This is a genomic window from Clostridium sp. DJ247, assembly GCF_014231265.1.
Genome location: NZ_JABAIW010000016.1, coordinates 22974 through 46387 on the forward strand (window position 1 = coordinate 22974; position 23414 = coordinate 46387).

A 23414-nucleotide genomic window follows, 5' to 3' on the forward strand; every position below is an offset into this window, starting at 1 on the left:
GTGATAAACATTGCTGCAAATACTTAAGGATTGGCTAATAAGCATTTGTACAGCTATATTTTTCATAACAGCTGTAGAAATAATTCTCCCAGATAACAGCATGAAAAAATATGCTAAATTTGTGTTAGGGCTAATATTAATTACGGTGTTTATTAATCCAATAATTAAAATATTTGATAGAAACTTCGATATAAGTACCTACGTAAATTCAGCGGTAGCAAGTTCAGATAAGAAGAAATTGCAAGATGATTTTCAAAAGTATAAAGAAAAAAATATAAGTAGTACTCTAGAGGTATTTAAGTTGAATTTACAAACAAGTTGTGAAAAGAAGCTTAAAGAAAAATATCCTGAAAGTAATTATAAGGTACAAGTTGAGGCTTCTTATGATAATAAAAATGACAAACTACTTATAAATGACATTAAAGTTGGAGTTAAAGATGGAAGTATAGAAAAAATCCAAAAAGTTCAAATTAGTTTCAATAGTGAATATGTAAATACTGAAAACAATGTGGAAGATGAAAAAAGTATATCAATAAAAAAATATCTAAGTGATGAGCTAAGAGTTTCAAAAGATATAATCCAAGTATATAAGCTTTAAAATTATTATATTTTAAGTTACACATTATAAATGAATTTGTTTGCAAAACTTTACCTGAATTAAATTAGTAAATTAATTTAAATTTAGGTTGAGGCATCTTCAAAAAAATAACTAGCCAATTTAACGGGTAATTTTGTGTAATACTGCGTTGGCAGAACCCGTTAATAGTTCAACTATTGACGGGACCTGCCGCCTTGTCTTACGCAAAATTCCCTCGTTAAAATTGACTTGTTATTTTTTTTCAGATACCTAATAAGATAAAAAAAGGAGGAAAATATGGATTTTAAGAAGTTATTGGAAAAACTCATCAAAGACAATAACAACAAAAATGCTAAGGATAAAAAAAATATTGCAAACCTACTTATACTTCTTTTGGTAGGAATACTAGTAGTTGTTACAATGAGTCTATTTAAAACTTCCAGCACCTTGGGTACAGGCAGTACTGACAAGGATATTAGTAATGTGTCCTCAGAACAACAGTCACAGGTAAATGATAAATCATCTCAGGATTATGAGAGGTCAGTTGAAGAAAAACTAAAAAATACATTAGAAAACATAGATGGTGTAGGTAAGGTAGAGGTTATGATAAGTTTTGAAAGTGGGGAAGAGCAAGTACCCGCAGTAAACATAAATGATTCTACTAATACCGCTGAAGAAAAAGATAACCAAGGTGGAACTAGAAATACTACACAAAAAAATAATGGTAGTACTGTTGTAATAACCAATAATGGAGATAAGTCAGAACCTCTTATAGTAAAAACATACAAGCCTAAGGTATCAGGAATATGTGTAGTAGCTGAGGGTGCCGAGAACAAGGTAACTGAACTTAGAATATCAAAGGCTATAGTAGATTTATTTGGTATATCAGAAAATAAAGTTAACGTTTATCCTAGGAAAAAGTAGTATATAAATATTTTTTCAAGCATATAATTTTTTAGAAAGGTAGATAGGGGGAATAGAAAATGAATAAAAAACAAGCTGTAATCATTGTTACTCTTTTGGCACTTATTGTGTGTGCGGGGGTACTTGCAACAAAATTGAATAGTCCATTGTATGTTAACGGTGGAGATAGTGGAAACAGTGCAGTATCATTTAATAATAGTGAAAAGAAAAGCTCCAAATCTCAATTTTTTGATGAAACAAAGCTAACTCGTGAACAAAAGAGTGCTCAAACCCTACAAACACTAAAAACGTTAATTGATGACAAGAATGTGGCTAAGGAAAACAGAGATGAAGCAGCAAAGAAGTATACTGAACTTGCAATGAATACTAATTATGAATCTAAAATAGAAACAACTCTTAAGAGCAAAGGTTATGAAGATGTAGTTTGTTCAATAGAAGATAACAAAGCTAGAGTAATTGTAAAAGGAAAGGACAAGTTAACTGATAAAGATACAAGAGAGATAAAAAGTGTTGTCCTGGGAATAGCTAAAATACAAGAAGTTGAAATAGCGGTTAAACAGTAATAAAATAGCATATTTGATTATATAGAGCTCATCTCAGTGATTAAATATACATAACTGGTGAGCTCAATTTTTTATATAGGGTGCCGGAGTGAAAATTTAATTCATATAATATGGTTACAACTATAGAATAAAAATGAAATTGTTGGTAATAATATGAATAAAAGTTTATGAATAAAAGTTAATGAAATTCTTATAAAATGTTTATTGATTATTTGTTTGTAAAAAAAAATTCTATTTGGTATAATATACATGAGATTATTCTTAAATAATGCAAAATCTAGGGGGTGCGAGAATGGAAGAGAATATAAAAAATGAAAATGAAATTGATATGGGTATTGTAAAAATATCCGATGAAGTAGTAGGGGTAATTGCTGGTCTTGCCACAACAGAGATAAAGGGAATAGTTGGCATGAGTGCTAGTCTTGTAGGTGGTATAACTCAAATACTTAGTGGAAAGAAAAACCTGTCAAAGGGAGTTAAAGTAACTGTTGGAGAGAATAGCGCAGCTATAGATTTATATGTAGTAGTTGAATATGGAGTAAGAATACCTGATGTAGCCCTAGAAGTGCAAGAAAATGTTAAAAAGGCTGTTGAATCAATGACTGGACTTAATGTTTCAGCTGTAAATATACATGTACAGAATGTTATGATTCCTAGAATAGATGGCATAGCTGAGGAAATAGAAGAATAGACATAGTTCACCCTCTGAATTTAGAGGGTGTTTTTTTATTGGAAATAAATCTAGTATTTCTTCAATGTATGGCTGAATATCTATTTACAGATGCTTACTTGAACTAGTATACTTGTTTAAGTATAATTATATCTAAACTGACAATAATTAATTGTGTAAGGATACTTACCCAAATAGGAGGAAAAGATGAACAGAAGAAAATCAAGAGAACTAGCTATGAAGTTATTGTTTCAAATGACAATAAATAAAGAGGAAATAAAGGATGTTATATTTAATCTTAAAGAAAACATTGAAGTTGAAAATCAAAAACTTCAAGAAACAGAAGTAACTTTAAATAGTGAAAATGATCCTGAAAATATTAGCTTAAATGATATTGATATGGAATATGTTTTAAGGGTGTTAAATGGAATAGAAAAAAATAAAACAATTATAGATGAAGAAATTGAAAAGTACTTATTAAATTGGAAAATAAATAGAATATCAAAAATTGATATAACAATATTAAGAATATGTACATATGAATTCCTATACGAAGAAGATATTCCTAAAAATGTTTCTATAAATGAAGCAATTGAATTGGCAAAAAAGTATTCAGCAGATAAATCTGCAGCATTTATAAACGGCGTCCTTGGCAATATGTTAAAAATTGATTAAAGGTAAAGGTAGCTATGTATATAAAAACTCTATCGGTATCAGCGTTAACTAACTACATAAAAAAAATAATAGATAATGATTTTATATTATCAAATTCTAGTGTTGTAGGGGAAATATCAAATTTTAAACTGCATAGCAGTGGACATATATACTTTTCGCTAAAAGATGAATTTAGTAAAATAAATTGTATTATGTTTAGAAGTGCTGCGAAGGTATTAAACTTTATTCCGGAAAATGGCATGAAGGTTGTTTTAAAAGGGAGAGTTTCCGTTTATGAAAAGGAAGGTTCATATCAATTTTATTGTAGTCATATGGAACCAGAAGGAAAAGGTGAATTATATGCTGCTTTTGAAAAGCTTAAGAGCAAACTTCATGATGAAGGATTGTTCGATGATCACCGCAAAAAACTTATCCCTAAGTATGCAAGAAAAGTTGGCATAGTAACGTCACCTACGGGGGCGGCTATAAGAGACATAATTAATGTAGCTACAAGAAGAAACAAAAGTATTGAACTTGTTATATACCCTGCTTTAGTACAAGGAATAAACGCTAGTAAAGATATAATTAAAGGTATAGAAACTTTGAATGCAATAGATGATATAGATACTATAATATTAGCTAGAGGTGGCGGTTCCATAGAAGAACTTTGGTGTTTTAATGATGAAAAATTAGCCTATGCTGTTTATAATTCAAAAAAACCAATTATTACAGGAGTTGGGCATGAAATTGACTATACTATAGTGGATTTTGTTAGTGACAGAAGAGCACCTACACCATCAGCTGCAGCTGAAATTGCTGTATTTAACCTAGAAGAGTTAAAAGGAAAAATACTGAATTATAAAGATTCTATAAATTTTTATGTAGAAAGTATAATTAGAAATAAAAAAAATATGCTAGATCTAATAAACAATAACTTAGAAGCTAACAATCCAGCTGTAAAGATTGTAAATGAATATAGAAATATTGATAGATTTAGAGAAATATTGACATTTAAAATTGTAGCCAAAATAGATAAAAAAAGAGATAAACTTAGTAAAGTTAATGCACTACTCTTAGCCCATAATCCTTTAAATATATTAAACAAAGGATATGCAATAATTAAAGATGATAACAGAAAAGTAATAAGTAGTATATCTAAACTTAAAAATTTAAAAAATGCTACAATAGTATTAGCAGATGGTGATGCTAAGGTTAATGTAGAAGTTATTGAGTAGAGTAGAGTTAGTAATTTTTAATTACTAACTTTTTAAAGGAGTGAGGTTATGGCAAGAAAAAGTGAATCATATGAAAGTATGATGAATAAACTTGAAGAAATAGTAAGTTTGATGGACGGCAAAGAGCTTACATTAGAAGAAAGCATGAAGAAATATGAAGAAGGTATAAAGCTATGTAACAAACTATATGCTATTCTTAATGATGCAGAGGGAAAGATAAAAATACTTACATCAGAAGGAGAAAAGAATTTTAACGTAGAATAAAGCATCCATAAAATTAATATATGTTTATTACTAGTATTAAAATGAATGGAGATATATAGGAATGAATATTGAGAAAGAAACTACTATAGAAAGTTTAAAAGCTGAAATTGACAACTGGTTAGAAGAGTATTTTAAGGATAAGGGATCTCATAACAAAAAAGTATATGAAGCTATGAGTTATAGTTTAAATGCAGGTGGAAAAAGAATAAGACCATTATTATTCTTGCTTACATATATGCTATATAAAGAGGATTATAGAAAAGTATTACCTATAGCCGCTTCACTAGAAATAATACACACATACTCTTTAATACATGATGATTTGCCATGCATGGACAACGATGATTTAAGAAGAGGAAAGCCCACGAATCATAAAGTGTTTGGAGAGGCTATAGCTGTGCTAGCAGGAGATGGACTTCTTAATGAAGCAATGAATATTGTTTTAAAATACTGCATATCCAATAATGACAGCAGTACATTAAAGGCTTGCAGTATAATTTTTGAAAGTGCAGGAGTAGAAGGAATGATTGGAGGGCAGGTTGTTGATATATTAAGTGAAAATACCAAGATTCCAATAGATCAGCTCTATTATATGCATAGCAAAAAAACAGGAGCATTAATAAAAGCATCAGTGCTTGCAGCAGCTATTTTAGGTGAGGCAGAAGAAAATGATCTAAAGAATTTAGATTATTATGGACAAAAGCTTGGACTGGCATTTCAGGTAAAAGACGATATATTAGATATAGTTGGGAGTACAGAAGTTTTAGGAAAGAAAGCTAAGAGTGATTTAGATAACAATAAAACTACCTTTATAACTGTTTATGGGTTAAATAAATGTATGGAAATGTGCAATTCTCTCACTGGAGAATGTGTAGAAGTTTTGGAAAAAGTAAGTGGAGATACAGCTAATTTAAAAGAGATGACTTTATATCTTTTAAATAGACAAAAGTAAGTTTTGGTTGTAAGTTTATATTTTTATAATTTGCTACTAAGAATGAAAGTATTAGTAGCTTTTATTATATTGATTATTTTATGCTTATATAATAAAACTTTTTAGCATAATTACAGTAAGCACAATTATTAAATCTATGATTCCTCCAATATGGTATTTTTTATATGTTATAAGTTAAGAGAGTAAATGTAAAGCTGCTTTGATTTTTTCATATATAAATGTTACTATTATAAGTGCAACTACCAAAGATAATATGTTATATTTTATATTTATAATACATAAAAGCATTATAATGAGAATTTTAGTAATAATTGAAACGAATAATATATTGACTAAGGTTTTTTAAAATAATTTATTTTTAAAGAGGATAGATAAAAATGTCTAATATACTTGAAAATTATAAGGAAATTAGTGATATAAATAAAATGTCTTTTGCTGAGCAAGAACAATTTGCATGGGAAATAAGACAATTTTTAATAGATAAAGTCTCTAAAACAGGAGGTCATCTTGCCTCAAATCTTGGAGTAGTAGAACTCACATTAGGTTTATTTAATGTATTTAATTTAGATAAAGATAAAATTATATGGGATGTCGGACATCAAGCATATGTGTATAAAATACTTACAGGTAGAAAAGATAGATTTGATACTTTGAGACAGTTTGGTGGAATGAGTGGATTTCCTAAAAGTTCTGAAAGTACGTATGACTTTTTTGAAACTGGACATAGCAGCACATCTATATCTGCAGCTTTAGGCATGGCTAAAGCTAGAGATTTGAAAGAAGAAAATCATGAAGTGGTATCTATAATTGGTGATGGAGCGTTAACAGGAGGAATGGCTCTTGAAGCTCTTAATGATGCTGGATATAGAAAAACTAAGGTTATAATAATATTGAATGATAATCAAATGTCAATAGGTAAGAATGTTGGAGGGTTGTCTAGTTACCTTAGTAAGTTAAGAGTAGATCCTAAGTACAATAGGATTAAAGAAGAGGTTGAATGGGCGTTAAAAAAGATACCTAATATAGGAAACGGTGTTGCAAAATACCTTGAAAAAATAAAAAATGGAATAAAACAGATGATAGTTCCAGGAATGTTTTTTGAAGACATGGGTATAAAATATTTAGGACCTATAGATGGACATAATATAAAAGAGTTAACAGAAGTTTTATCAAAAGCTAAAAATATTAAAGGTCCAGTTATTATTCATGTTATAACCAAAAAGGGAAAAGGATATGGTTTTGCAGAAAAAAATCCTGGGAAATTTCATGGTATAGGACCCTTTCACTGTGACAGTGGAGAAGTATGCTTTGCTTCTTGTGAAACTTATTCAAAGGCATTTGGCGATGAATTAATTAGTATAGCTGAAACAAATAAAAATATAGTGGCAATAACAGCGGCTATGAGAGATGGAACGGGTTTAAAATTATTTTCGGAAAAGTTTCCAGAAAGGTTTTTTGATGTAGGAATAGCAGAACAGCATGCAGTAACTTTAGCGGCAGGTATGTCGAAGGAAGGGTTAAAGCCGATTTTTGCAGTATATTCTACTTTTCTTCAAAGAGCCTATGACCAAATTTTGCATGATGTGTGTATTCAGAAGCTTCCAGTAATATTTGCTATTGATAGGGCAGGTATAGTTGGAGATGATGGGGAAACCCATCAGGGGATATTTGACTTATCATACTTAACTCATATTCCTAACATGACTGTTATGTCACCCAAATCTACTGATGAACTTAAAGTCATGCTTAGATGGGCCGTTAAACAAAGTTACCCTATTGCTATAAGGTATCCAAGAGGTGGAGATAATGAAAATATTAAACTAAATTCCTTACAGAATTTTGAGCTAGGCAAATGGGAAATAATACATGATAAAGGGAGAATAGCTTTAATTGCACAAGGAAAGATGGTACAGCATGCATTGCAAGTAAGAGAGAAACTTCAGCTAGAAGGAATAGATGTTAAAGTTATAAATGCGTGTTTTATTAAACCTATAGACAAAGTAGTACTCAAGGATTTAGTGGAAAAAGGCATTGATATTGTAACTATAGAAGATAATATGTTGCGTGGAGGGCTAGGTTCATATATACTAGAATATTTAAACACTCTAGATAAAAAGGTAAAAGTTTTAAATTTAGCATTTAGAGATGAATTTATTCCTCATGGTAAAACTGACATATTATATAAGTTGTATGGACTAGATGTTGGTGGAATAACAAAAAGTGTATTAAAATTAGTTTAGAATAGAGGTAACTTACATGGCAGATGCAAAGGAAAGATTAGACATTTTATTAGTGAAGAAAGGAATTTTTTCCTCTAGAGAAAGAGCTAGAGCTAGTATAATGGCTGGTGAAATATTTATAGACGGACAAAGATTTGACAAATGTGGAGAAAAAGTTAAAGAAAACTCCAACATTGAATTCAGAGGAGAACAATTACCCTTCGTAAGCAGAGGAGGGTTGAAATTAGATAAAGCAGTTAAAAACTTTAACATAGATTTAAAAGAAAAAGTGTGCATGGATGTAGGCGCTTCAACAGGCGGATTTACTGATTGTATGTTACAGAATGGAGCTAGAAAGGTATTTTCTATAGATGTGGGATATGGACAATTTGCGTGGAAACTTAGAGTTGATCCTAGGGTAGTTTGTATGGAAAGAACAAACATCAGATATGTTACTATAGAAAATACAGGTGAATATTGTGATTTTGCCAGTATAGATGTTTCTTTTATTTCTTTAAAAAAAGTTATTCCTTCCGTTCTGAACCTACTAAACGACAAAGGTGAAATACTAGCATTAATAAAACCACAATTTGAAGCAGGACGTGAAAAAGTAGGTAAGAAAGGAGTTGTAAGAGAAAAATCAACTCATTTAGAAGTTATAACAAGCATTGTAGGTTTTATCGAAGAACATAATCTGAAGATTATAAACATAGATTATTCACCTATAAAAGGACCAGAAGGAAACATAGAATATTTAATATACTTTACTAAGAATGAAAATATTGAGAGTACATTTGGTAGTGAAAATGTTGAAAATGTAGTTAACTTAGCGCATCATCAGCTAAATGGGGAGGAGCTATGAAAAATTTAGGTGTAAATGTAAATACAACAAAAGATTTCCATGGTAAAATGTTAAACTACATATTGGAAATTATACAAAGTAAAGATAATAGTGTTAACATAAAGGTTTATAAAGATGGTAATGGTTTAGATGAAAAAGAAAGTGGAAAACTAGATGCTATTATAGTTCTAGGTGGAGATGGTACTATATTAAATACCTTAAAGAGAATATATAAATGTAGTATACCAATTTTGGGAATTAATTTAGGACACTTAGGATTTTTAGCTCAGGTAGAAAGTATCAATGCAGAAAAGGCTATTAATAGTTTGTTTAATGGTAACTATACTGTTGAAGAAAGGTCAATGATTCAGTGTAGTTATGATGATAAAGGTGAAACTAAAGTATATCATGGGTTAAATGATGTTGTATTGAATAAAGGAATTTGGTCAAGAATACAAAAATATGAAGTGTTTGTTGATAAAAATTTTTATAATATGTTTAATGCAGATGGAGTTATTGTCTGTACTCCAACAGGATCTACTGCATATAATTTATCTGCCGGAGGTCCTATGATACATCCAAAGTTAGATGCTTTAAGTATAACACCTATGTATTCACAGTCACTTACCGCTAGAACTATTGTTTTAGATAACAAAAGTAGTATATATGTTTCTACGAAAAACTGTAGTGAAAATGTATTTTTATCTATTGATGGCCAAGGATGGATGGAAATAGATAACAATAAAATTATAAATATATGTAAATCTCCATACAAATGTAAATTGATAAAATTGGAAGAGAACGATTATTTTAATACTCTAAGGAAGAAAATTATTTTTAGGGCAAAGGAATGTGAAGAATATGAAGGTAACCAGACACGCTAAAATACTGGAAATAATAAATTCAAAAGATATAGAAACACAAGAGGAATTAGCCGAAGAATTAAGAAAAGGTGGTATGAATGTTACACAAGCCACAGTATCAAGAGATATAAAAGAGTTGAAGTTAATAAAAGTTTTAGCTGACAGCGGAAAGTATAAGTATGCAACTATAATGCATACAGAAAGTTTTTTATCAAACAAGCTAGTTAATATTTTTTCTCAAACTGTTATTGGAGTAGAGAATGTAAATAATTTTGTAGTTATAAAAACTATATCTGGATCCGCTTCTGCAGCAGCAGAAGCAATCGATTCACTAAATTTTGATGGAATAGCAGGAACTATAGCTGGAGACAATACTATATTTGTACTTACAAGAGATGACGATAAAGCTCAAACTATAACACAAAAAATGAAAAAGATGATTTCTCAATAGGAGGCTTAATATATGCTTCTTCAATTAAATATAAAAAACTTTGCATTAATTGAAAGTCTTACAATAACTTTTGAGAAAGGATTTAATGTTCTTTCGGGCGAAACTGGAGCAGGTAAGTCAATACTTATAGATGCTATTAGCTATGTATTAGGAGGAAAGTTTAATAAGGATTTAATTAGAACAGGAGAAAATAAAACCTTTGTAGAAGCTATTTTCACTATAGAAAATCCAAAAACCTTAGATTTTATGAAGGAATTTGATATTGATATAGAAGAGCTGATAATAATAAGCAGAGAAACTTTTCAATCGGGAAAAAGTATAGCAAAAATTAATGGAAAATCTGTACTAATATCTACTCTTAAGTCTATTAGTAATACTTTACTAGATATTCATGGACAACATGAAAATCAAAATTTGTTGTCTGCTGAGAATCATATTTTTTATATTGATTATTATGGGGAAAAAAATATAAAAAATTTTTTGGAAGAATATAAAGAAAATTATTATAAGCTAAATGAAATTGAAAATAAAATTTCTGAGCTTGTGGGCAAGGATGGAGAACAAGAAAAACTTGTTGATTTTTTAAAATACCAAATAGATGAAATAAATTCTGCCAACTTAAAAGAAAATGAAGAGGAAGAATTAGAAGAAAAATATAAGCTGCTGTCTAATGCTGAAAAGATCAACAAAATATTAAATTCATCTTATATTCAGTTATACACAGGAAAAGAGGATTCAGTATCAATTTATGATAACTTAGGAACTGTAATAAAAGAGATTTTATCTTTAGAGAAAAATTTACCTAAAGCCAAAGAAATTTCTCAATGCCTTCAAGATGCTTTTTATAATATTGAAAATAGTATAGAACAAATTAGAAGCATGAAAGAAAGTATTTATTATGACGAAAAAGAATTGGAGTATATAAATAGCAGAATATATCAGATAAACTCGTATAAGAAGAAATATGGTAATTCAATAAAAGAAATTCTTCAATATAAAAAGAAAATAGAAAAACAATATGAAGAAATAAAGAATAGTGCTGAGATCATAGAGAATTTAAGATATGAGAAAGTAAAGTTGGAAGAGCAACTAAAAATTCATGGAGAAAATCTTCATACAGAAAGATGTAAGGTTGCATTAATATTAGAAAGTAAAATAAAAGCGGAATTAGATTTTGTTGGATTGCAAAAAAGTGTTTTTAAAATAAATGTAGATATTGAAGATAAATTTATGAGTAACGGCATGGATAAAGTACAATATTATATTTCTACTAACCCTGGTGAGCCTTTAAAACCACTTGAAAAGGTAGTGTCGGGAGGAGAATTATCCAGAATTATGCTGGCTTTAAAAACTGTATTTGTAGATAAAGATAAAATTCCTTCTGTTATTTTTGATGAAATAGATACTGGAATAAGTGGAAGGATTGCTCAATGTGTAGCTGAAAAAATGTATGTAATATCTAAATCTCATCAAGTATTCTGTGTAACACATCTTCCACAAATTGCTTGCATATCTGATACTCACTATTGGGTTTCAAAAGATGTTATAGATGAAAAGACCTATACAAGAATCCGTAGGATGAGTAAAGAAGAAAAGGAATACGAAATAGCAAGGATGATCGGTGGTTCTGAAGTTACTAAGTTAACCCTTGAACATGCAAAAGAACTTATTAATATGGCCAACTCAAAAAAATAAAGTATAACTTTAAGAGGCTATCCAAAAGACAAAAATGATATAGGATTTTAAATCTAACTTTTAAAAATAATTATTTTAATACAGAAAACCCTATTTAGTTATTAATCTTACTTAACTAAATAGGGTTTTTAACTGTTTTTGAAAATCTAGATACATAATATTAAATTGTAACAATTTACAAAATATTTTAAATGTAACTAAAATTTAATAATTTTTACTCATATTTTATTAAAGTAAGTAAAGAATATTTAGATATTAAATATATTAAACTATTATTTAAAATTTATTTAATAAGATAAATTTAGTTTTTAAAACAAATCATTAACTTTAATTGAAAGTATATAATAGCATAATAAAATATTTAAAAGGGTAACTTAAAAATAGAAAAGATGAAGAAGACAGGAGGTAAAAGCATGGATAAAAAATTAAATAAAAAATTATGCTGGATATTAATTCCTATCCTGTTGATAACTTTAGTTACCTATTATAGAGTACAAAATATACCTACAACAATATTTGTAAGAGAAGGTCAGTCACTAAAATCAAACACTTTTATAAAATTACAAGAAGATAAGAATAATAAAATTTTAAAGAATACAAATGAAAAAGATAAAAAAGATCGAAAGGTAAGTGTTAACCTATTGGGGATCTTACCAGTAAAATCTGTATCTGTAAAAGCTGTAAGTAATAATACTGTTTTATATCCTGGAGGTCAACCAATAGGAGTAAAATTAAGTACAAAAGGTGTTTTGGTAGTAGCTTTATCAGATATTAAAAGTGATAAGGGAAAGTTACCTAGCCCAGCAGCATTAGCTGGTATACAAATAGGAGATAACATAGTAAAAGTTAACAATATATTTATTAAAAATTCTGAACAGACCCAAAGTCAAATAAATAATTCTGAAGGCAAAGAATTAAAGATTTTAATTGAAAGAAAAGGACAGCAATATGAAAAAATTGTAAAACCTGTAAGGAGTTTAGATGACAATAATTATAAAGTAGGTTTATGGATAAGAGATTCTACTGCTGGTGTTGGAACTCTTACATTTTATGATGATAAGAGTAAAATGTTTGCAGCCCTAGGACACCCAATAACAGATATTGATACAGGGACTATTTTAAGCATAAACTCAGGTGAAATAGTATCATCATCAATTGTATCCGTAAAAAAAGGGCTTAAAGGAAGCCCAGGAGAATTAAAAGGAATATTTATTAATGAAGATTCAATATTAGGAAATATATATAGGAATACAGAATGTGGAGTGTTTGGAAGAAGTAATACTAAATTAGTAAATAAGAACAATAGGCCAATGAAAGTTGCACTAAGAAATGAAATAAAACAAGGTCCTGCTAAAATACTAACTACAATAGATGGTGAAGAGCCTAAATATTATGACGTACAAATTGAGAGATTACTAGCCCAAGATTCTCCTGGTCCTAAAAGTATGATTGTGCGAATTACGGATCCAGCACTTTTACAAAAAACAGGAGGTATCGTTCAAGGTATGAGTGGGAGTCCTATTATACAAGATAACAAAATAATAGGAGCAATAACACATGTACTAATAAATAAACCGGATGTTGGATATGGAATATATATAGAGTGGATGCTTAAAGATGCTAATATATTAACTAAATAAATCTAGATAGTAATTAAGAATAAAAAGTATACTAAAATGTAAATAAAAGTATAGCAAAATAAAAGTAAATTATTGTATAATAGAAGATAGCATTATATGATGCTATCTTCTATTATATTTGATAAAAAGTTTTATCTATAAGAAGGAATTAAAATTCTTTTGTCGAATGTATTATTTGTTAAGATATGGGAATTTAATAATAATAAAGGGGAGTAAGTAATATGGAAGAATCAAAAATAAGTGTAATTATAGCAGATGATAATAAAGAGTTTTGTAATATTCTTAATGATTATCTACTAAATCAGAGAGATATAGTGGTTACTGGTATTGCTAAAGATGGATTAGAAGCCTTAAAGCTTATTGAAGAAAAGAAACCGGACTTAGTAGTATTAGATATAATTATGCCTCATCTTGACGGACTAGGGGTTTTAGAAAGATTAAATGGCATGAATATAAGTCCAATGCCAAGAATAATAGTTCTTTCAGCTGTAGGTCAAGATAAAATTACTCAAAGTGCTATTAGACTTGGAGCAGATTATTATGTGGTTAAACCATTTGATATGGATGTTTTTACAAAAAGAATAAGACAAATGTTTAATAATACCATAGGTAATGGTGACGAAACAAAGAAAACAATTTCCTTAATAGATACTACTGAAATAAAGTTATCTAAAAGTGAACCAACAAATTTAGAACAAGAAATAACAAATATTATACATGAAATAGGAGTCCCAGCTCATATAAAAGGATATATGTATCTGAGAGAAGCAATAACTATGGTTGTAAATAACATGGAACTTCTTTCAGCTGTAACAAAGGAGCTATATCCTTCAATAGCTAAGAAGTTTAATACTACAGCAAGTAGAGTAGAAAGAGCAATAAGGCATGCTATAGAAGTTGCTTGGTCAAGAGGACAGGTAGAAACTATAAATAAAATATTTGGATATACAATACATAATGATAAAGGCAAGCCTACAAATAGTGAATTTATAGCAATGGTTGCTGATAAGTTGAGATTAAAGAATAAAGTATCATAATAAATAGAGTGCTTAGCTTCAGAGTGAGTTTTTAGTCTACCTAAAACTTAAAAATCGTTATCTAGGGATGGTACTCTTTGCTATTACTCTGAAAGATATGGGAGTATCAGAGTAGGTAGTCACAGGATAAAAACTTGTTAAATAAATTTTAGAGTATAAACAAATTAATATTTAGTAGTTAATCTAATAACACCTTCTTATTTATAAATCACAATAAGGAGGTGTATTATTTTTTATTTAATTGGTTTTATATAAAGGTGAGGATGTTAGAGCGGGTAATCATGGATAAAACTTATAATGAAGAATTATTCTGAAACTATAATATCAAAAAGTAAAAAATACATAAAAAATAAAGGATAAGTAATCATAATAAAAGAATATCTTTATATATAGAATACTTAAAAAATCATAAAGTGCTTAGAATATAAATTTTAATAGTTAATACCGATATAAATTAAAGTTACAAGTAATCTAAAATTCTAAAAAGTTACTAAATAACATAATATTTTAACAAGGAAGGTGATAAAATGAAAATAGAATTTGAAAGTGAAGAAATTATGAATATACAAAATTTGATACGCAGCAGAATTAATGAACTTAGAGAAAGAGTTGCAGAAGATACAGATAAAGAAGAAGAATTAAAAGAGATAATAAGATATTATAAAAGACTTTTAAAGAAAATTAATGATCAGATAGAGGCAACAAATCATAAAGCTTAATTATATATAATTATAATATGTCTTTAATTGACAACGGTTTAGTAAAAGGATAAAATTATTGTAAATAAAGGCAGCATAATATATGTAAATTTAATTTGGGATATCAATTGGAGGTGTAATAAGTTGGATTTTACTGAAAGAACCATTAAAAGCCAAAGTATATATAAAGGTAAAATAATAGATGTAAATCTGCATACTGTTCAATTACCTAATGGAAAAGAATCAAGTAGAGAAATTGTTAACCATTCAGGTGGTGTTGCTGTTTTAGCTTTTAAAGATAAAGACACTGTGCTTCTAGTAGAGCAATACAGAAAACCAGTAGAAAGGATTTTACTGGAGCTCCCAGCTGGTAAAATTGAAAAAGGTGAAGATATAGAAGTTTGTGGAATTAGAGAACTGGAAGAAGAAACAGGTTATAAGGCAGCAAGTTTTCAATATTTAGGGAAAATAGTCACAACTCCAGGTTTCTGTGATGAATACATTTATATTTATAAGGCAGAAGAATTGTATAAGGGTAACGATAACTTAGGCGATGAAGATGAATTTATAAATGTTAAAGAATATAAAGTGGATAAAGTTAAAGAATTGATAAAAAATGGAGATATAATAGATGCTAAAACAATTTCTGCTTTTATGATGATATAAGATTAGTCATATAACTCTTTTGTTAATCATAAATATTACAAGGTGATTAAACAAAAGGGGGATAAAATATGTCAGAAAACAAAATGTTAAATATTATTAATAAGCATGTACAGAATAATTTTTGGCTCTATGTTGTAAGTCTCTTATGTGTTTGTACTGGTATAGTACTAGGAATTTATAGTGTTAGATATATGGGGAGCTTTGAAAAAAGTGATCTCTTAAGTTACTTTAAAAACTTTAGTTCTACAGTTAATTCTGAAGGAGTAAACTATAAATTGATACTGTTAGAAACTATTAAAGTAAATATACCTATTTTGTTAATAGTTTGGTTTCTTGGTCTTACAATGGTGGGAATTCCTGTTATACTTATAATTGATGTAATCAAAGGTTTTACCATGGGATTTGCTACAAGCTTTATAATAAATGCATTAGGTATTAAAGGAATGTGGTTTTCTATGCTTGGTGTATTGCCGCAAAATATTATATATATTCCCTGTATAATATTTGCTTCTGTTTTAGCTATGGAATTTTCTTTAACTATATTAAGAGATAGGACAAACAGACAATGGACGTCTAACATATGGGTTAGAATCACATCCTACTCTCTTTCTTTTGTATTAGTAACTGTAATTATGTTTATAGGTTTTTTTGTGGAAGCTTATGTAACACCAAATATAGCAAAATTTATAATAGCTGGCTTAGGAAGTGGTATTATATGACTATGAATAGTGAAGTTACAGAGTTTATTATTGTTGTCCTTAAGTGTTTTGCAGTAATGATGTTTTGGGGCATGATTCTGCCTAAGCTTTTAGACTATTTTATATATAATTTTATTAATAAGCCTAACATTTATGATAATAGTATATTAGTATATAATATATTTCATAAAAACTTAAACTTTCTAAACTATTATATAGATGTTTTTGATGAGTTTTTAAAGCAATAAACCTTGAAAATTTAGGAGAAAATTATGAAGGATTTTTTATTGAAATATATTGAGAATTTGGAAAAAAGAAGTGTAAGTAAAAATACATTAGATGCCTATACTAGAGATATAACTAGATTTTATGATTTTATTAAATCTAGAAAAGAGAGTTTAAATGATATAGATATGGTTTCTGTTATGGCTTATGTTCAGTATTTACAAAAAAATGGAAGAGCTCTTTCTTCCATTGTAAGAAACATAGTTTCATTAAGAAACTTTTATAAATATCTTTATGAAAAGGGTATTGTAAGTGAAAATCCTATAACTAGTTATCAAATACCAAAGCTTAAGCACAATATTCCTAAAATACTGACCATAGAAGAAGTTGATAAATTACTGCAAGCACCTGATATAGATACGAACAAGGGAATAAGAGATAAAGCTATGCTTGAGGTTATGTATGCTACAGGTATGAAAGTATCGGAACTGTTATCTTTAACTATATATAATGTCAATTTGAAGTTAGCTTATATAAAATGTAAAGGCTCTAAAGAACAAGAGAGAATAATACCTATGGGATCCTTTGCGGTAAAATGTATTGAAGATTATATAAAAATAAGACCTAAAATAAACTTATATAATTTGGATTTACTTTTTTTAAATTTAAAGGGTGTTCAAATGTCAAGGCAAGGCTTTTGGAAGATAGTTAAGTTTTATGCAGATAACGCTGGCATAGATAAAGCAATAAACTCATTTACTTTAAGACATTCCTTTGCAGTGCACTTGCTGCAAAATGGAGCAGATATTAAATCAGTTCAGGAGCTTTTAGGGCATAAGGACTTATCTGCTACACAAATATATTCCAGTATTTCTAGAAAAAATAAAATTGCTGAGGTTTATAAAAACTCACATCCAAGAGCTTAAAATTAAGTTTCCAGCTTGAAACCCTATAACAGATGAAGCACAATTTCCAAGTGAAAGAGGAGAGATAAACATGGTAAGAAGAGTTATATTAATTGTATTAGATAGTGTAGGTGTAGGAGAATTACCAGATGCAGCAGACTTTGGAGATGTGGGAAGTGATACTTTAGGAAACATATCTAAAGCAATAGGTGGAATAAGATTGCCTAATATGGAGAAGATGGGACTTGGATATATACCAAACATAAAAAATATTAACAAGTTAGAAAATCCAACAGCAGCCTTTGGAAAATGTGCGGAGTTATCCAAAGGAAAAGATACTGTAACAGGGCATTGGGAAATTGCAGGAATTGTGCTGAAAGAACCTCTAAATACATATCCTAATGGATTCCCAACTGATATTATAAAAGAGTTTGAAGAAAAAATAGGTAGAAGAATTATAGGAAATAAGGTTGCTTCTGGAACCGAGATAATAAAAGAATTAGGTGCGGAACATATAAAAACCGGATATCCTATAGTATATACGTCTGCTGACAGTGTTTTTCAAATAGCAGCACATGAAGATATAGTTTCACTAGATGAATTATATAAAATGTGTAAAATTGCAAGAGAAATGTTTGTAGGAGATAAAGTAATTGGAAGGATTATTGCAAGACCTTTTATTGGAGAAAATGGACAGTTTACTAGAACAGCTAATAGACGTGATTTTGCATTAGATCCATTTGAAAAAACTATGCTTGATTATATAAAAGAAAATGATCTTAATGTAATGGCTGTTGGTAAAATAGAAGATATATATAATAAAAAAGGTATAACTGAAGCAGTTCATATAAAAGACAACATGGATGGAATAAATAAAACTCTTGAATATATAAAGAAAAATAAACCAGGACTTATATTTACTAACCTAGTAGACTTTGATATGCATTATGGTCATAGAAACGATATACAGGGTTATGCAAAGGCCTTAGTAGATTTTGATAACAGAGTTCCTGAACTTCTTTCAAGTATGGAAGATGATGATGTGTTAATTATTACAGCGGATCATGGCTGTGATCCAACCACCGAAAGCACAGACCATTCTAGAGAATACATACCAGTTCTTTTGTATGGGAGTAAAATTAAAAAAGGAACTAATATAGGAGTTAGATCATCTTACTGTGATATAGGTAAAACTATATTAGATTTGCTAGATATAAATAATCAGCTATATGGTGAAAGTTTTAAGGAAAATGTAATTATTAAATAATAAGATGTAAAATACAGTATGCATTTGTTAACATTAAGCTCATGCATGCTGTATTTTTATGTTGTGTGTAATTAAATATTTTTGTGATAATATTATTAAATTCGGGAGAAAATACATTAGAAGGAAGGAGGAAAGTAACATGAAAATAAAAAATAAAGCTCTAACAAGCTTAGTATTAAGTGTATTTTTTGCTATTAGTATTTTTCTATCACCTGTTAAAGTAGAGGCTAATACTGGTGAATCTGGGTTAACAGTAGACGCTAGATCTGCATTATTAATGGAACCTAATAGTGGTAAAATAATATTTGAAAAAGGTTCACATGAAAAATTGGCACCAGCATCAGTTACTAAAATAATGACAATGTTATTAACTATGGAGGCAGTAGATTCTGGTAGAATAAAGATGGCTGATAAAGTCACTATAAGTGAAAATTCAAAAAAAATGGGTGGCAGTTCTATGCTTTTAGATACTGGAGAAGTTAGAACTGTAGAAGAATTAATTAAGGGTATAGGTATAGCGTCCGGAAACGACGCTGCTGTGGCAATGTCAGAGTACTTAGCAGGCAGCGAAGAAGCTTTCGTAAAGCTTATGAATGAAAAAGCACAGCAGCTAGGCATGAAAGATACAACTTTTAAAAATTGCACAGGGCTAAACGCAGAGGGGCATGTAACTACAGCTTATGATATAGCTATAATGTCAAGGGAATTACTTAAACATCCTACAATACTTAAGTATACGGGAACATATATGGAGACAATATCCGAAGGTAGAAAAAGCCCTATTGGATTGGTAAATCATAATAAACTAGTTAGATTTTTTAAAGGTTGCGATGGATTAAAAACAGGATTTACAGATGAGGCAAAGTATTGCATATCCGCTACGGCAACCAGAGATGGAGTTAGAATGTTAACTGTAATAATGGGGTCACCATCCTATAAAGTTAGAAATAAAGATGCAAGCATGCTTATGAATTACGGATTTTCAAAGTACGATAGTAAAAAAGTTTTAACTAAAGATACAGAAGTAGAAAAGGTTCTTTTAAATAAAAAAGGAGATAGATTTTTTATAGCAAAATCTAAGGCTGATTTAAATGTTATAATGGAAAAAGGAAAAGATAGTAAGATAGAAAAAAAATGTTCTATAAATAAAAATAAGAGCGAATACAAAGCAAATGAAGAAATAGGATACTGCGAAGTTTACGTAAATGGAGAATTAGCTGGAAAAGTAGGACTTTACAGTGATAGAGACGTAAAAAAAGCAGGAATTATTGATAACTTAAAAAATAACTTTATAAAAGTTCTTGATAGAGGAATCTAAAGTTTTAGGCTTGGGATATATAGATAACCTTGCCAGAAATTTAACTTATACGTAGGAATATGTTGCTAAAACTGAAGACACATTTAAAAACTTTTTTATCAGTCTAGTGAAGTGTTTAAGAAAAACTAAGAACCTTATATATGTTTGAGCACAGCGAGTTTATATAAGGTTCTTTTAAATCTATTATGAAACTACTCTTCCTATGGTCAGAGTAGTACTCACAGAGTAAGGGACCATATCAAAATACAGATTTTGGATCTCTGCTTAAACACGAACTTTAGACTGATTAAAAGTTTTTAACGTGCTGAAGTTTGGCAGCATATTTGGTCGTGTAAGTTAAGTTTCCAACTAGGAACCCTATATTTATGATCAAGAATAATATAAAGTTATTGACTTATGGATATGTACTATGGATAATTAAGAAATGTACAAGCTAATAAAACATATATTCGTTAACAAAATAAGGAAATAATTAGCAATAAATAATAAAGCTATTTACAAGGAAGTTTAGGAGAGAGTATCATATGTCTTTAAATATAAAAATAGAGAATTTTGAGGGGCCTTTTGACTTGTTACTACATTTAATTAAGAAAAATAAGATGGATATATGCAATATAAGGATATATGAAGTTACAACTCAATACATGGAATATATACGTGCCATGGAAGAGATGGATTTAGAAATAACTTCAGAATTTATAGTTATTGCTGCTACATTAATTGAAATAAAGTCAAAACTATTGCTTCCTAAGCCAAAATTAGATGAAAATGCTGAAAATTTAGGAGAAAATGACCCAACAAAAGAGTTAATTGGTAAGTTATTGCAATATAAACAATTTAAGCTTGCTGCACAGTTTTTTAAGGAGAGAGAACAGGGGCTTGGCAGAATGTTTAGTAAAAAACCAGAAATTATAGAAGATAAAAGAAAGAGTCTGGAAGTAAAAGATTTTCTTAAAAATGTTACTATGCTTCATTTATATGAATTATACAATAAAATAATAGATATATATAGAAATAAAATAAATACTTCAAGTGTAATAAATAGGGAAATACCAGTAGATAAGTTTAAGATAGAAGATAAAATGGAATATTTAAAAAATAATATTTATATTGGAAATAAGGTCCTTTTTTCAAGTATAGTAAATAAATGTTCAAGTAAAATAGAAGTGGTTGTAACATTTTTAGCTATGCTAGAGCTTATGAAATTAAAAGTTATAACTGTAGTTCAAGAAGAAAACTTTAGAGAAATTTTTGTGGAGAGGATAGGTGAATATGAAGGAAGAGAATATCAATCAGGTAGAAATAGAGCAAGTATCTAGCAAAAATATATATTTTTCTATAATAGAATCATTATTATTTGTGTCTGGAGAACCACTGGAACTTAAACAAATTGCATCTATAATTGAATGTAGTATAAATTTCACAAAAGATTTAATGAAAGACATGGCAAAGTTATATAATGAAGATAACAGAGGCATAAAAATTATAGATATTAATAATACTTATAGTTTGGTAACTAAATCAGAAAATAGTACATATATAGAAAAGCTACTAGGAATTAATTCAAGGCAGTCTCTTTCTCAAGCTGCATTGGAAACTTTAGCAATAATAGCATATAAACAACCTATAACTAGAATAGATATTGATGAAATAAGGGGAGTAAAAAGTGATAGAGCTATATCCAGTCTTGTAGAAAAAGGATTAATTAAAGAATCAGGAAGATTAGATGTGCCTGGAAGACCGATATTATATGGAACTACTGAAGAATTTTTAAAGTATTTTGGGTTACAAAATATTGACCAGATACCGAGTTTAAGCATCTTTGCTAGTGATTTAGATATAAATAAAGAAAATTTTGGAGATTAATATAACAAAGAATGGAGCACAGTCTCCACTCTTTGTTAACAACCGTTAGTAGGTTCAATGGGTTCAGTTTGATTTGGACAATCCGTATGTTTTGATGAAACCATGTTTTTGATAAAATCCATAACCTGAGGAATAGAATCTACTAGTTTATCATAAGTATTCTGTTGATCTAGAGACAGAAGCCTTATAGAGTCATTTTTTATTATAAGAAATGCTACCGGTTTTACAGCAATTCCTGCACCAGAGCCGCCTCCAAAAGGATAACTATCAGATGAAGAAGCTGTTTTACAGTCAAATTCACTTCCACCAGATACAAATCCGAAGGATACTCTTGATATAGGAATAATCAGGGAGCCATCTTTGGATTCCACCGCATCTCCAACTATGGTGTTAACATCTATCATATCCTTTAGATTTTCCATAGTACCTTTTAATAAATTTTCTATAGGATGACTATCCATTTAAAATTCCTCCTTTAACTTATGTATTAGCAAGATTTATCTTTCTGTTTTTATGCAAATTTTTATATACTATAACAGATATATAAATAATTTTAGCTAAACTGGTATAAATTATACTATTAATTTCGAGCCGTAAAGTATTCTTATTATATTCTGGATGTATATTTAAATGAGGATCTTTAAGGTTAAATACCAAGCTAAGAAGCTGTAAAAATATAGGACAAAAAGAACAAAGAATCCCATATATAAGGGCAGTATACGCTGCATCTTCTAATCCATAAATTAAATTTAATGTAACCCTTAAATTTAACTTATACTTAATATCTCTTAAAGATTTTAATAAAATTTTTAAGGTGTTTAGAAGTATAGGCCTTTGATCTTCTTTATATTCAACTCTACGTTTAACTTTTAATCTTGTCTTTAATAAAATTTTATCTATATTTATTTTATAAACACGTATGTCTAATTTTCTATCTAAATACTTAATACTTATTTTTATAGGGATTGGAAAGAATAACACTATAAATAATAAGATTAAAAAAACTAAAGTAAAAAACATTTTTAATCCTCCGGCGTTATATACATTATTAATTATAACCATATAATGGATTTATATAACTTTATGGAAAAAATTTAAAGATTAATTTAGTTATTTAAAGAAATAATATATATAGGGTGCCATACACAGTGATTAAGTAGATGTAGAAAATTTAATATATTTGCTT

The 23414-nt window shown here is 28.8% G+C and carries 26 protein-coding genes; 24 read left to right on the plus strand and 2 right to left on the minus strand.

Annotated features, from left to right (window positions below):
• The first annotated feature begins 10 nt into the window (after window positions 1–10).
• From spoIIIAF to scpB, 24 genes are all read left to right on the plus strand, one after another.
• Window positions 11–598: a stage III sporulation protein AF gene (spoIIIAF, locus tag HGI79_RS08420; RefSeq protein WP_185650274.1), complete on the plus strand. Its 588-nt coding sequence runs from the start codon at window positions 11–13 to the stop codon at window positions 596–598.
• A 276-nt stretch (window positions 599–874) separates the two neighbouring features.
• Complete coding sequence (gene spoIIIAG, locus HGI79_RS08425) at window positions 875–1501, plus strand: stage III sporulation protein AG (protein WP_185650275.1); 627 nt, start codon at window positions 875–877, stop codon at window positions 1499–1501.
• Window positions 1502–1560: 59 nt separating this feature from the next.
• Window positions 1561–2064, plus strand: coding sequence for a SpoIIIAH-like family protein (locus HGI79_RS08430; protein WP_185650276.1), 504 nt, complete (start codon window positions 1561–1563; stop codon window positions 2062–2064).
• A gap of 292 nt (window positions 2065–2356) precedes the next feature.
• Window positions 2357–2755: an Asp23/Gls24 family envelope stress response protein gene (locus HGI79_RS08435; RefSeq protein WP_185650277.1), complete on the plus strand. Its 399-nt coding sequence runs from the start codon at window positions 2357–2359 to the stop codon at window positions 2753–2755.
• A gap of 186 nt (window positions 2756–2941) precedes the next feature.
• Complete coding sequence (gene nusB / locus HGI79_RS08440) at window positions 2942–3409, plus strand: transcription antitermination factor NusB (RefSeq protein ID WP_185650278.1); 468 nt, start codon at window positions 2942–2944, stop codon at window positions 3407–3409.
• 14 nt (window positions 3410–3423) lie between these two features.
• Window positions 3424–4623: an exodeoxyribonuclease VII large subunit gene (gene xseA / locus HGI79_RS08445; protein WP_185650279.1), complete on the plus strand. Its 1200-nt coding sequence runs from the start codon at window positions 3424–3426 to the stop codon at window positions 4621–4623.
• Between the two features lie 48 nt (window positions 4624–4671).
• On the plus strand, window positions 4672–4887 hold the full coding sequence (locus tag HGI79_RS08450) for an exodeoxyribonuclease VII small subunit (RefSeq protein ID WP_185650280.1): 216 nt from the start codon (window positions 4672–4674) through the stop codon (window positions 4885–4887).
• A 61-nt stretch (window positions 4888–4948) separates the two neighbouring features.
• On the plus strand, window positions 4949–5839 hold the full coding sequence (locus tag HGI79_RS08455; protein WP_185650281.1) for a polyprenyl synthetase family protein: 891 nt from the start codon (window positions 4949–4951) through the stop codon (window positions 5837–5839).
• Between the two features lie 377 nt (window positions 5840–6216).
• A complete protein-coding gene (dxs, locus tag HGI79_RS08460; protein WP_185650282.1) occupies window positions 6217–8079 on the plus strand; it encodes a 1-deoxy-D-xylulose-5-phosphate synthase in 1863 nt (620 codons plus the stop codon).
• Between the two features lie 16 nt (window positions 8080–8095).
• A complete protein-coding gene (locus HGI79_RS08465) occupies window positions 8096–8920 on the plus strand; it encodes a TlyA family RNA methyltransferase (RefSeq protein ID WP_185650283.1) in 825 nt (274 codons plus the stop codon).
• The gene (locus HGI79_RS08470; RefSeq protein WP_185650284.1) at window positions 8917–9783 is read left to right on the plus strand and encodes an NAD(+)/NADH kinase; all 867 of its coding nucleotides are present in this window, start codon (window positions 8917–8919) and stop codon (window positions 9781–9783) included. The genes HGI79_RS08465 and HGI79_RS08470 overlap by 4 nt, the downstream gene beginning before the upstream one ends.
• Window positions 9761–10213: an arginine repressor gene (locus tag HGI79_RS08475; RefSeq protein ID WP_185650285.1), complete on the plus strand. Its 453-nt coding sequence runs from the start codon at window positions 9761–9763 to the stop codon at window positions 10211–10213. The genes HGI79_RS08470 and HGI79_RS08475 overlap by 23 nt, the downstream gene beginning before the upstream one ends.
• A gap of 12 nt (window positions 10214–10225) precedes the next feature.
• A complete protein-coding gene (recN, locus tag HGI79_RS08480; RefSeq protein WP_185650286.1) occupies window positions 10226–11908 on the plus strand; it encodes a DNA repair protein RecN in 1683 nt (560 codons plus the stop codon).
• 413 nt (window positions 11909–12321) lie between these two features.
• Window positions 12322–13548: a SpoIVB peptidase gene (gene spoIVB / locus HGI79_RS08485; RefSeq protein WP_185650287.1), complete on the plus strand. Its 1227-nt coding sequence runs from the start codon at window positions 12322–12324 to the stop codon at window positions 13546–13548.
• Between the two features lie 221 nt (window positions 13549–13769).
• The gene (gene spo0A, locus HGI79_RS08490) at window positions 13770–14585 is read left to right on the plus strand and encodes a sporulation transcription factor Spo0A (protein ID WP_185650288.1); all 816 of its coding nucleotides are present in this window, start codon (window positions 13770–13772) and stop codon (window positions 14583–14585) included.
• Between the two features lie 527 nt (window positions 14586–15112).
• Entirely contained in the window at window positions 15113–15304 is a 192-nt protein-coding gene (locus tag HGI79_RS08495; RefSeq protein ID WP_185650289.1) for a hypothetical protein, read from the plus strand.
• A 123-nt stretch (window positions 15305–15427) separates the two neighbouring features.
• Entirely contained in the window at window positions 15428–15949 is a 522-nt protein-coding gene (locus tag HGI79_RS08500) for an NUDIX hydrolase (protein WP_185650290.1), read from the plus strand.
• 68 nt (window positions 15950–16017) lie between these two features.
• The gene (spoIIM, locus tag HGI79_RS08505; RefSeq protein WP_185650291.1) at window positions 16018–16668 is read left to right on the plus strand and encodes a stage II sporulation protein M; all 651 of its coding nucleotides are present in this window, start codon (window positions 16018–16020) and stop codon (window positions 16666–16668) included.
• Complete coding sequence (locus HGI79_RS08510; RefSeq protein ID WP_185650292.1) at window positions 16665–16895, plus strand: endonuclease III; 231 nt, start codon at window positions 16665–16667, stop codon at window positions 16893–16895. The genes spoIIM and HGI79_RS08510 overlap by 4 nt, the downstream gene beginning before the upstream one ends.
• A 24-nt stretch (window positions 16896–16919) precedes the next feature.
• On the plus strand, window positions 16920–17798 hold the full coding sequence (gene xerD, locus HGI79_RS08515; protein WP_185650293.1) for a site-specific tyrosine recombinase XerD: 879 nt from the start codon (window positions 16920–16922) through the stop codon (window positions 17796–17798).
• 70 nt (window positions 17799–17868) lie between these two features.
• The gene (locus HGI79_RS08520; RefSeq protein WP_185650294.1) at window positions 17869–19044 is read left to right on the plus strand and encodes a phosphopentomutase; all 1176 of its coding nucleotides are present in this window, start codon (window positions 17869–17871) and stop codon (window positions 19042–19044) included.
• 139 nt (window positions 19045–19183) lie between these two features.
• On the plus strand, window positions 19184–20362 hold the full coding sequence (locus HGI79_RS08525; RefSeq protein ID WP_185650295.1) for a D-alanyl-D-alanine carboxypeptidase family protein: 1179 nt from the start codon (window positions 19184–19186) through the stop codon (window positions 20360–20362).
• 524 nt (window positions 20363–20886) lie between these two features.
• Window positions 20887–21681 (plus strand): segregation/condensation protein A, encoded by a 795-nt coding sequence (locus HGI79_RS08530; RefSeq protein ID WP_185650296.1) that lies wholly within the window; start codon window positions 20887–20889, stop codon window positions 21679–21681.
• On the plus strand, window positions 21635–22228 hold the full coding sequence (gene scpB, locus HGI79_RS08535) for an SMC-Scp complex subunit ScpB (RefSeq protein WP_185650297.1): 594 nt from the start codon (window positions 21635–21637) through the stop codon (window positions 22226–22228). Before HGI79_RS08530 ends, scpB begins: the two co-directional genes overlap by 47 nt.
• A gap of 35 nt (window positions 22229–22263) precedes the next feature.
• Here scpB and ytfJ read toward each other — a convergent pair whose 3' ends face one another.
• Window positions 22264–22689 carry a GerW family sporulation protein gene (ytfJ, locus tag HGI79_RS08540; RefSeq protein ID WP_185650298.1) on the minus strand — a complete coding sequence of 142 codons (426 nt, stop codon included), beginning with the start codon at window positions 22687–22689 and terminating at the stop codon, window positions 22264–22266.
• A 19-nt stretch (window positions 22690–22708) separates the two neighbouring features.
• On the minus strand, window positions 22709–23248 hold the full coding sequence (locus HGI79_RS08545) for a DUF2953 domain-containing protein (RefSeq protein WP_185650299.1): 540 nt from the start codon (window positions 23246–23248) through the stop codon (window positions 22709–22711).
• Window positions 23249–23414 lie beyond the last annotated feature (166 nt).

Excerpts from the sequence above, each read along its gene's own strand:
- HGI79_RS08530 (WP_185650296.1), top strand. The coding sequence starts at position 20,887 with ATGTCTTTAAATATAAAAATAGAGAATTTTGAGGGGCCTTTTGACTTG.
- HGI79_RS08525 (WP_185650295.1), top strand. The coding sequence starts at position 19,184 with ATGAAAATAAAAAATAAAGCTCTAACAAGCTTAGTATTAAGTGTATTT.
- HGI79_RS08470 (WP_185650284.1), top strand. The coding sequence starts at position 8,917 with ATGAAAAATTTAGGTGTAAATGTAAATACAACAAAAGATTTCCATGGT.
- HGI79_RS08475 (WP_185650285.1), top strand. The coding sequence starts at position 9,761 with ATGAAGGTAACCAGACACGCTAAAATACTGGAAATAATAAATTCAAAA.
- HGI79_RS08450 (WP_185650280.1), top strand. The coding sequence starts at position 4,672 with ATGGCAAGAAAAAGTGAATCATATGAAAGTATGATGAATAAACTTGAA.
- nusB (WP_185650278.1), top strand. The coding sequence starts at position 2,942 with ATGAACAGAAGAAAATCAAGAGAACTAGCTATGAAGTTATTGTTTCAA.
- recN (WP_185650286.1), top strand. The coding sequence starts at position 10,226 with ATGCTTCTTCAATTAAATATAAAAAACTTTGCATTAATTGAAAGTCTT.
- ytfJ (WP_185650298.1), bottom strand. The coding sequence starts at position 22,689 with ATGGATAGTCATCCTATAGAAAATTTATTAAAAGGTACTATGGAAAAT.
- xerD (WP_185650293.1), top strand. The coding sequence starts at position 16,920 with ATGAAGGATTTTTTATTGAAATATATTGAGAATTTGGAAAAAAGAAGT.
- HGI79_RS08465 (WP_185650283.1), top strand. The coding sequence starts at position 8,096 with ATGGCAGATGCAAAGGAAAGATTAGACATTTTATTAGTGAAGAAAGGA.
- HGI79_RS08510 (WP_185650292.1), top strand. The coding sequence starts at position 16,665 with ATGACTATGAATAGTGAAGTTACAGAGTTTATTATTGTTGTCCTTAAG.
- HGI79_RS08545 (WP_185650299.1), bottom strand. The coding sequence starts at position 23,248 with ATGTTTTTTACTTTAGTTTTTTTAATCTTATTATTTATAGTGTTATTC.
- HGI79_RS08455 (WP_185650281.1), top strand. The coding sequence starts at position 4,949 with ATGAATATTGAGAAAGAAACTACTATAGAAAGTTTAAAAGCTGAAATT.
- HGI79_RS08430 (WP_185650276.1), top strand. The coding sequence starts at position 1,561 with ATGAATAAAAAACAAGCTGTAATCATTGTTACTCTTTTGGCACTTATT.
- HGI79_RS08495 (WP_185650289.1), top strand. The coding sequence starts at position 15,113 with ATGAAAATAGAATTTGAAAGTGAAGAAATTATGAATATACAAAATTTG.
- spoIIIAG (WP_185650275.1), top strand. The coding sequence starts at position 875 with ATGGATTTTAAGAAGTTATTGGAAAAACTCATCAAAGACAATAACAAC.
- spo0A (WP_185650288.1), top strand. The coding sequence starts at position 13,770 with ATGGAAGAATCAAAAATAAGTGTAATTATAGCAGATGATAATAAAGAG.
- scpB (WP_185650297.1), top strand. The coding sequence starts at position 21,635 with ATGAAGGAAGAGAATATCAATCAGGTAGAAATAGAGCAAGTATCTAGC.
- HGI79_RS08520 (WP_185650294.1), top strand. The coding sequence starts at position 17,869 with ATGGTAAGAAGAGTTATATTAATTGTATTAGATAGTGTAGGTGTAGGA.
- spoIIM (WP_185650291.1), top strand. The coding sequence starts at position 16,018 with ATGTCAGAAAACAAAATGTTAAATATTATTAATAAGCATGTACAGAAT.
- dxs (WP_185650282.1), top strand. The coding sequence starts at position 6,217 with ATGTCTAATATACTTGAAAATTATAAGGAAATTAGTGATATAAATAAA.
- spoIVB (WP_185650287.1), top strand. The coding sequence starts at position 12,322 with ATGGATAAAAAATTAAATAAAAAATTATGCTGGATATTAATTCCTATC.
- HGI79_RS08435 (WP_185650277.1), top strand. The coding sequence starts at position 2,357 with ATGGAAGAGAATATAAAAAATGAAAATGAAATTGATATGGGTATTGTA.
- xseA (WP_185650279.1), top strand. The coding sequence starts at position 3,424 with ATGTATATAAAAACTCTATCGGTATCAGCGTTAACTAACTACATAAAA.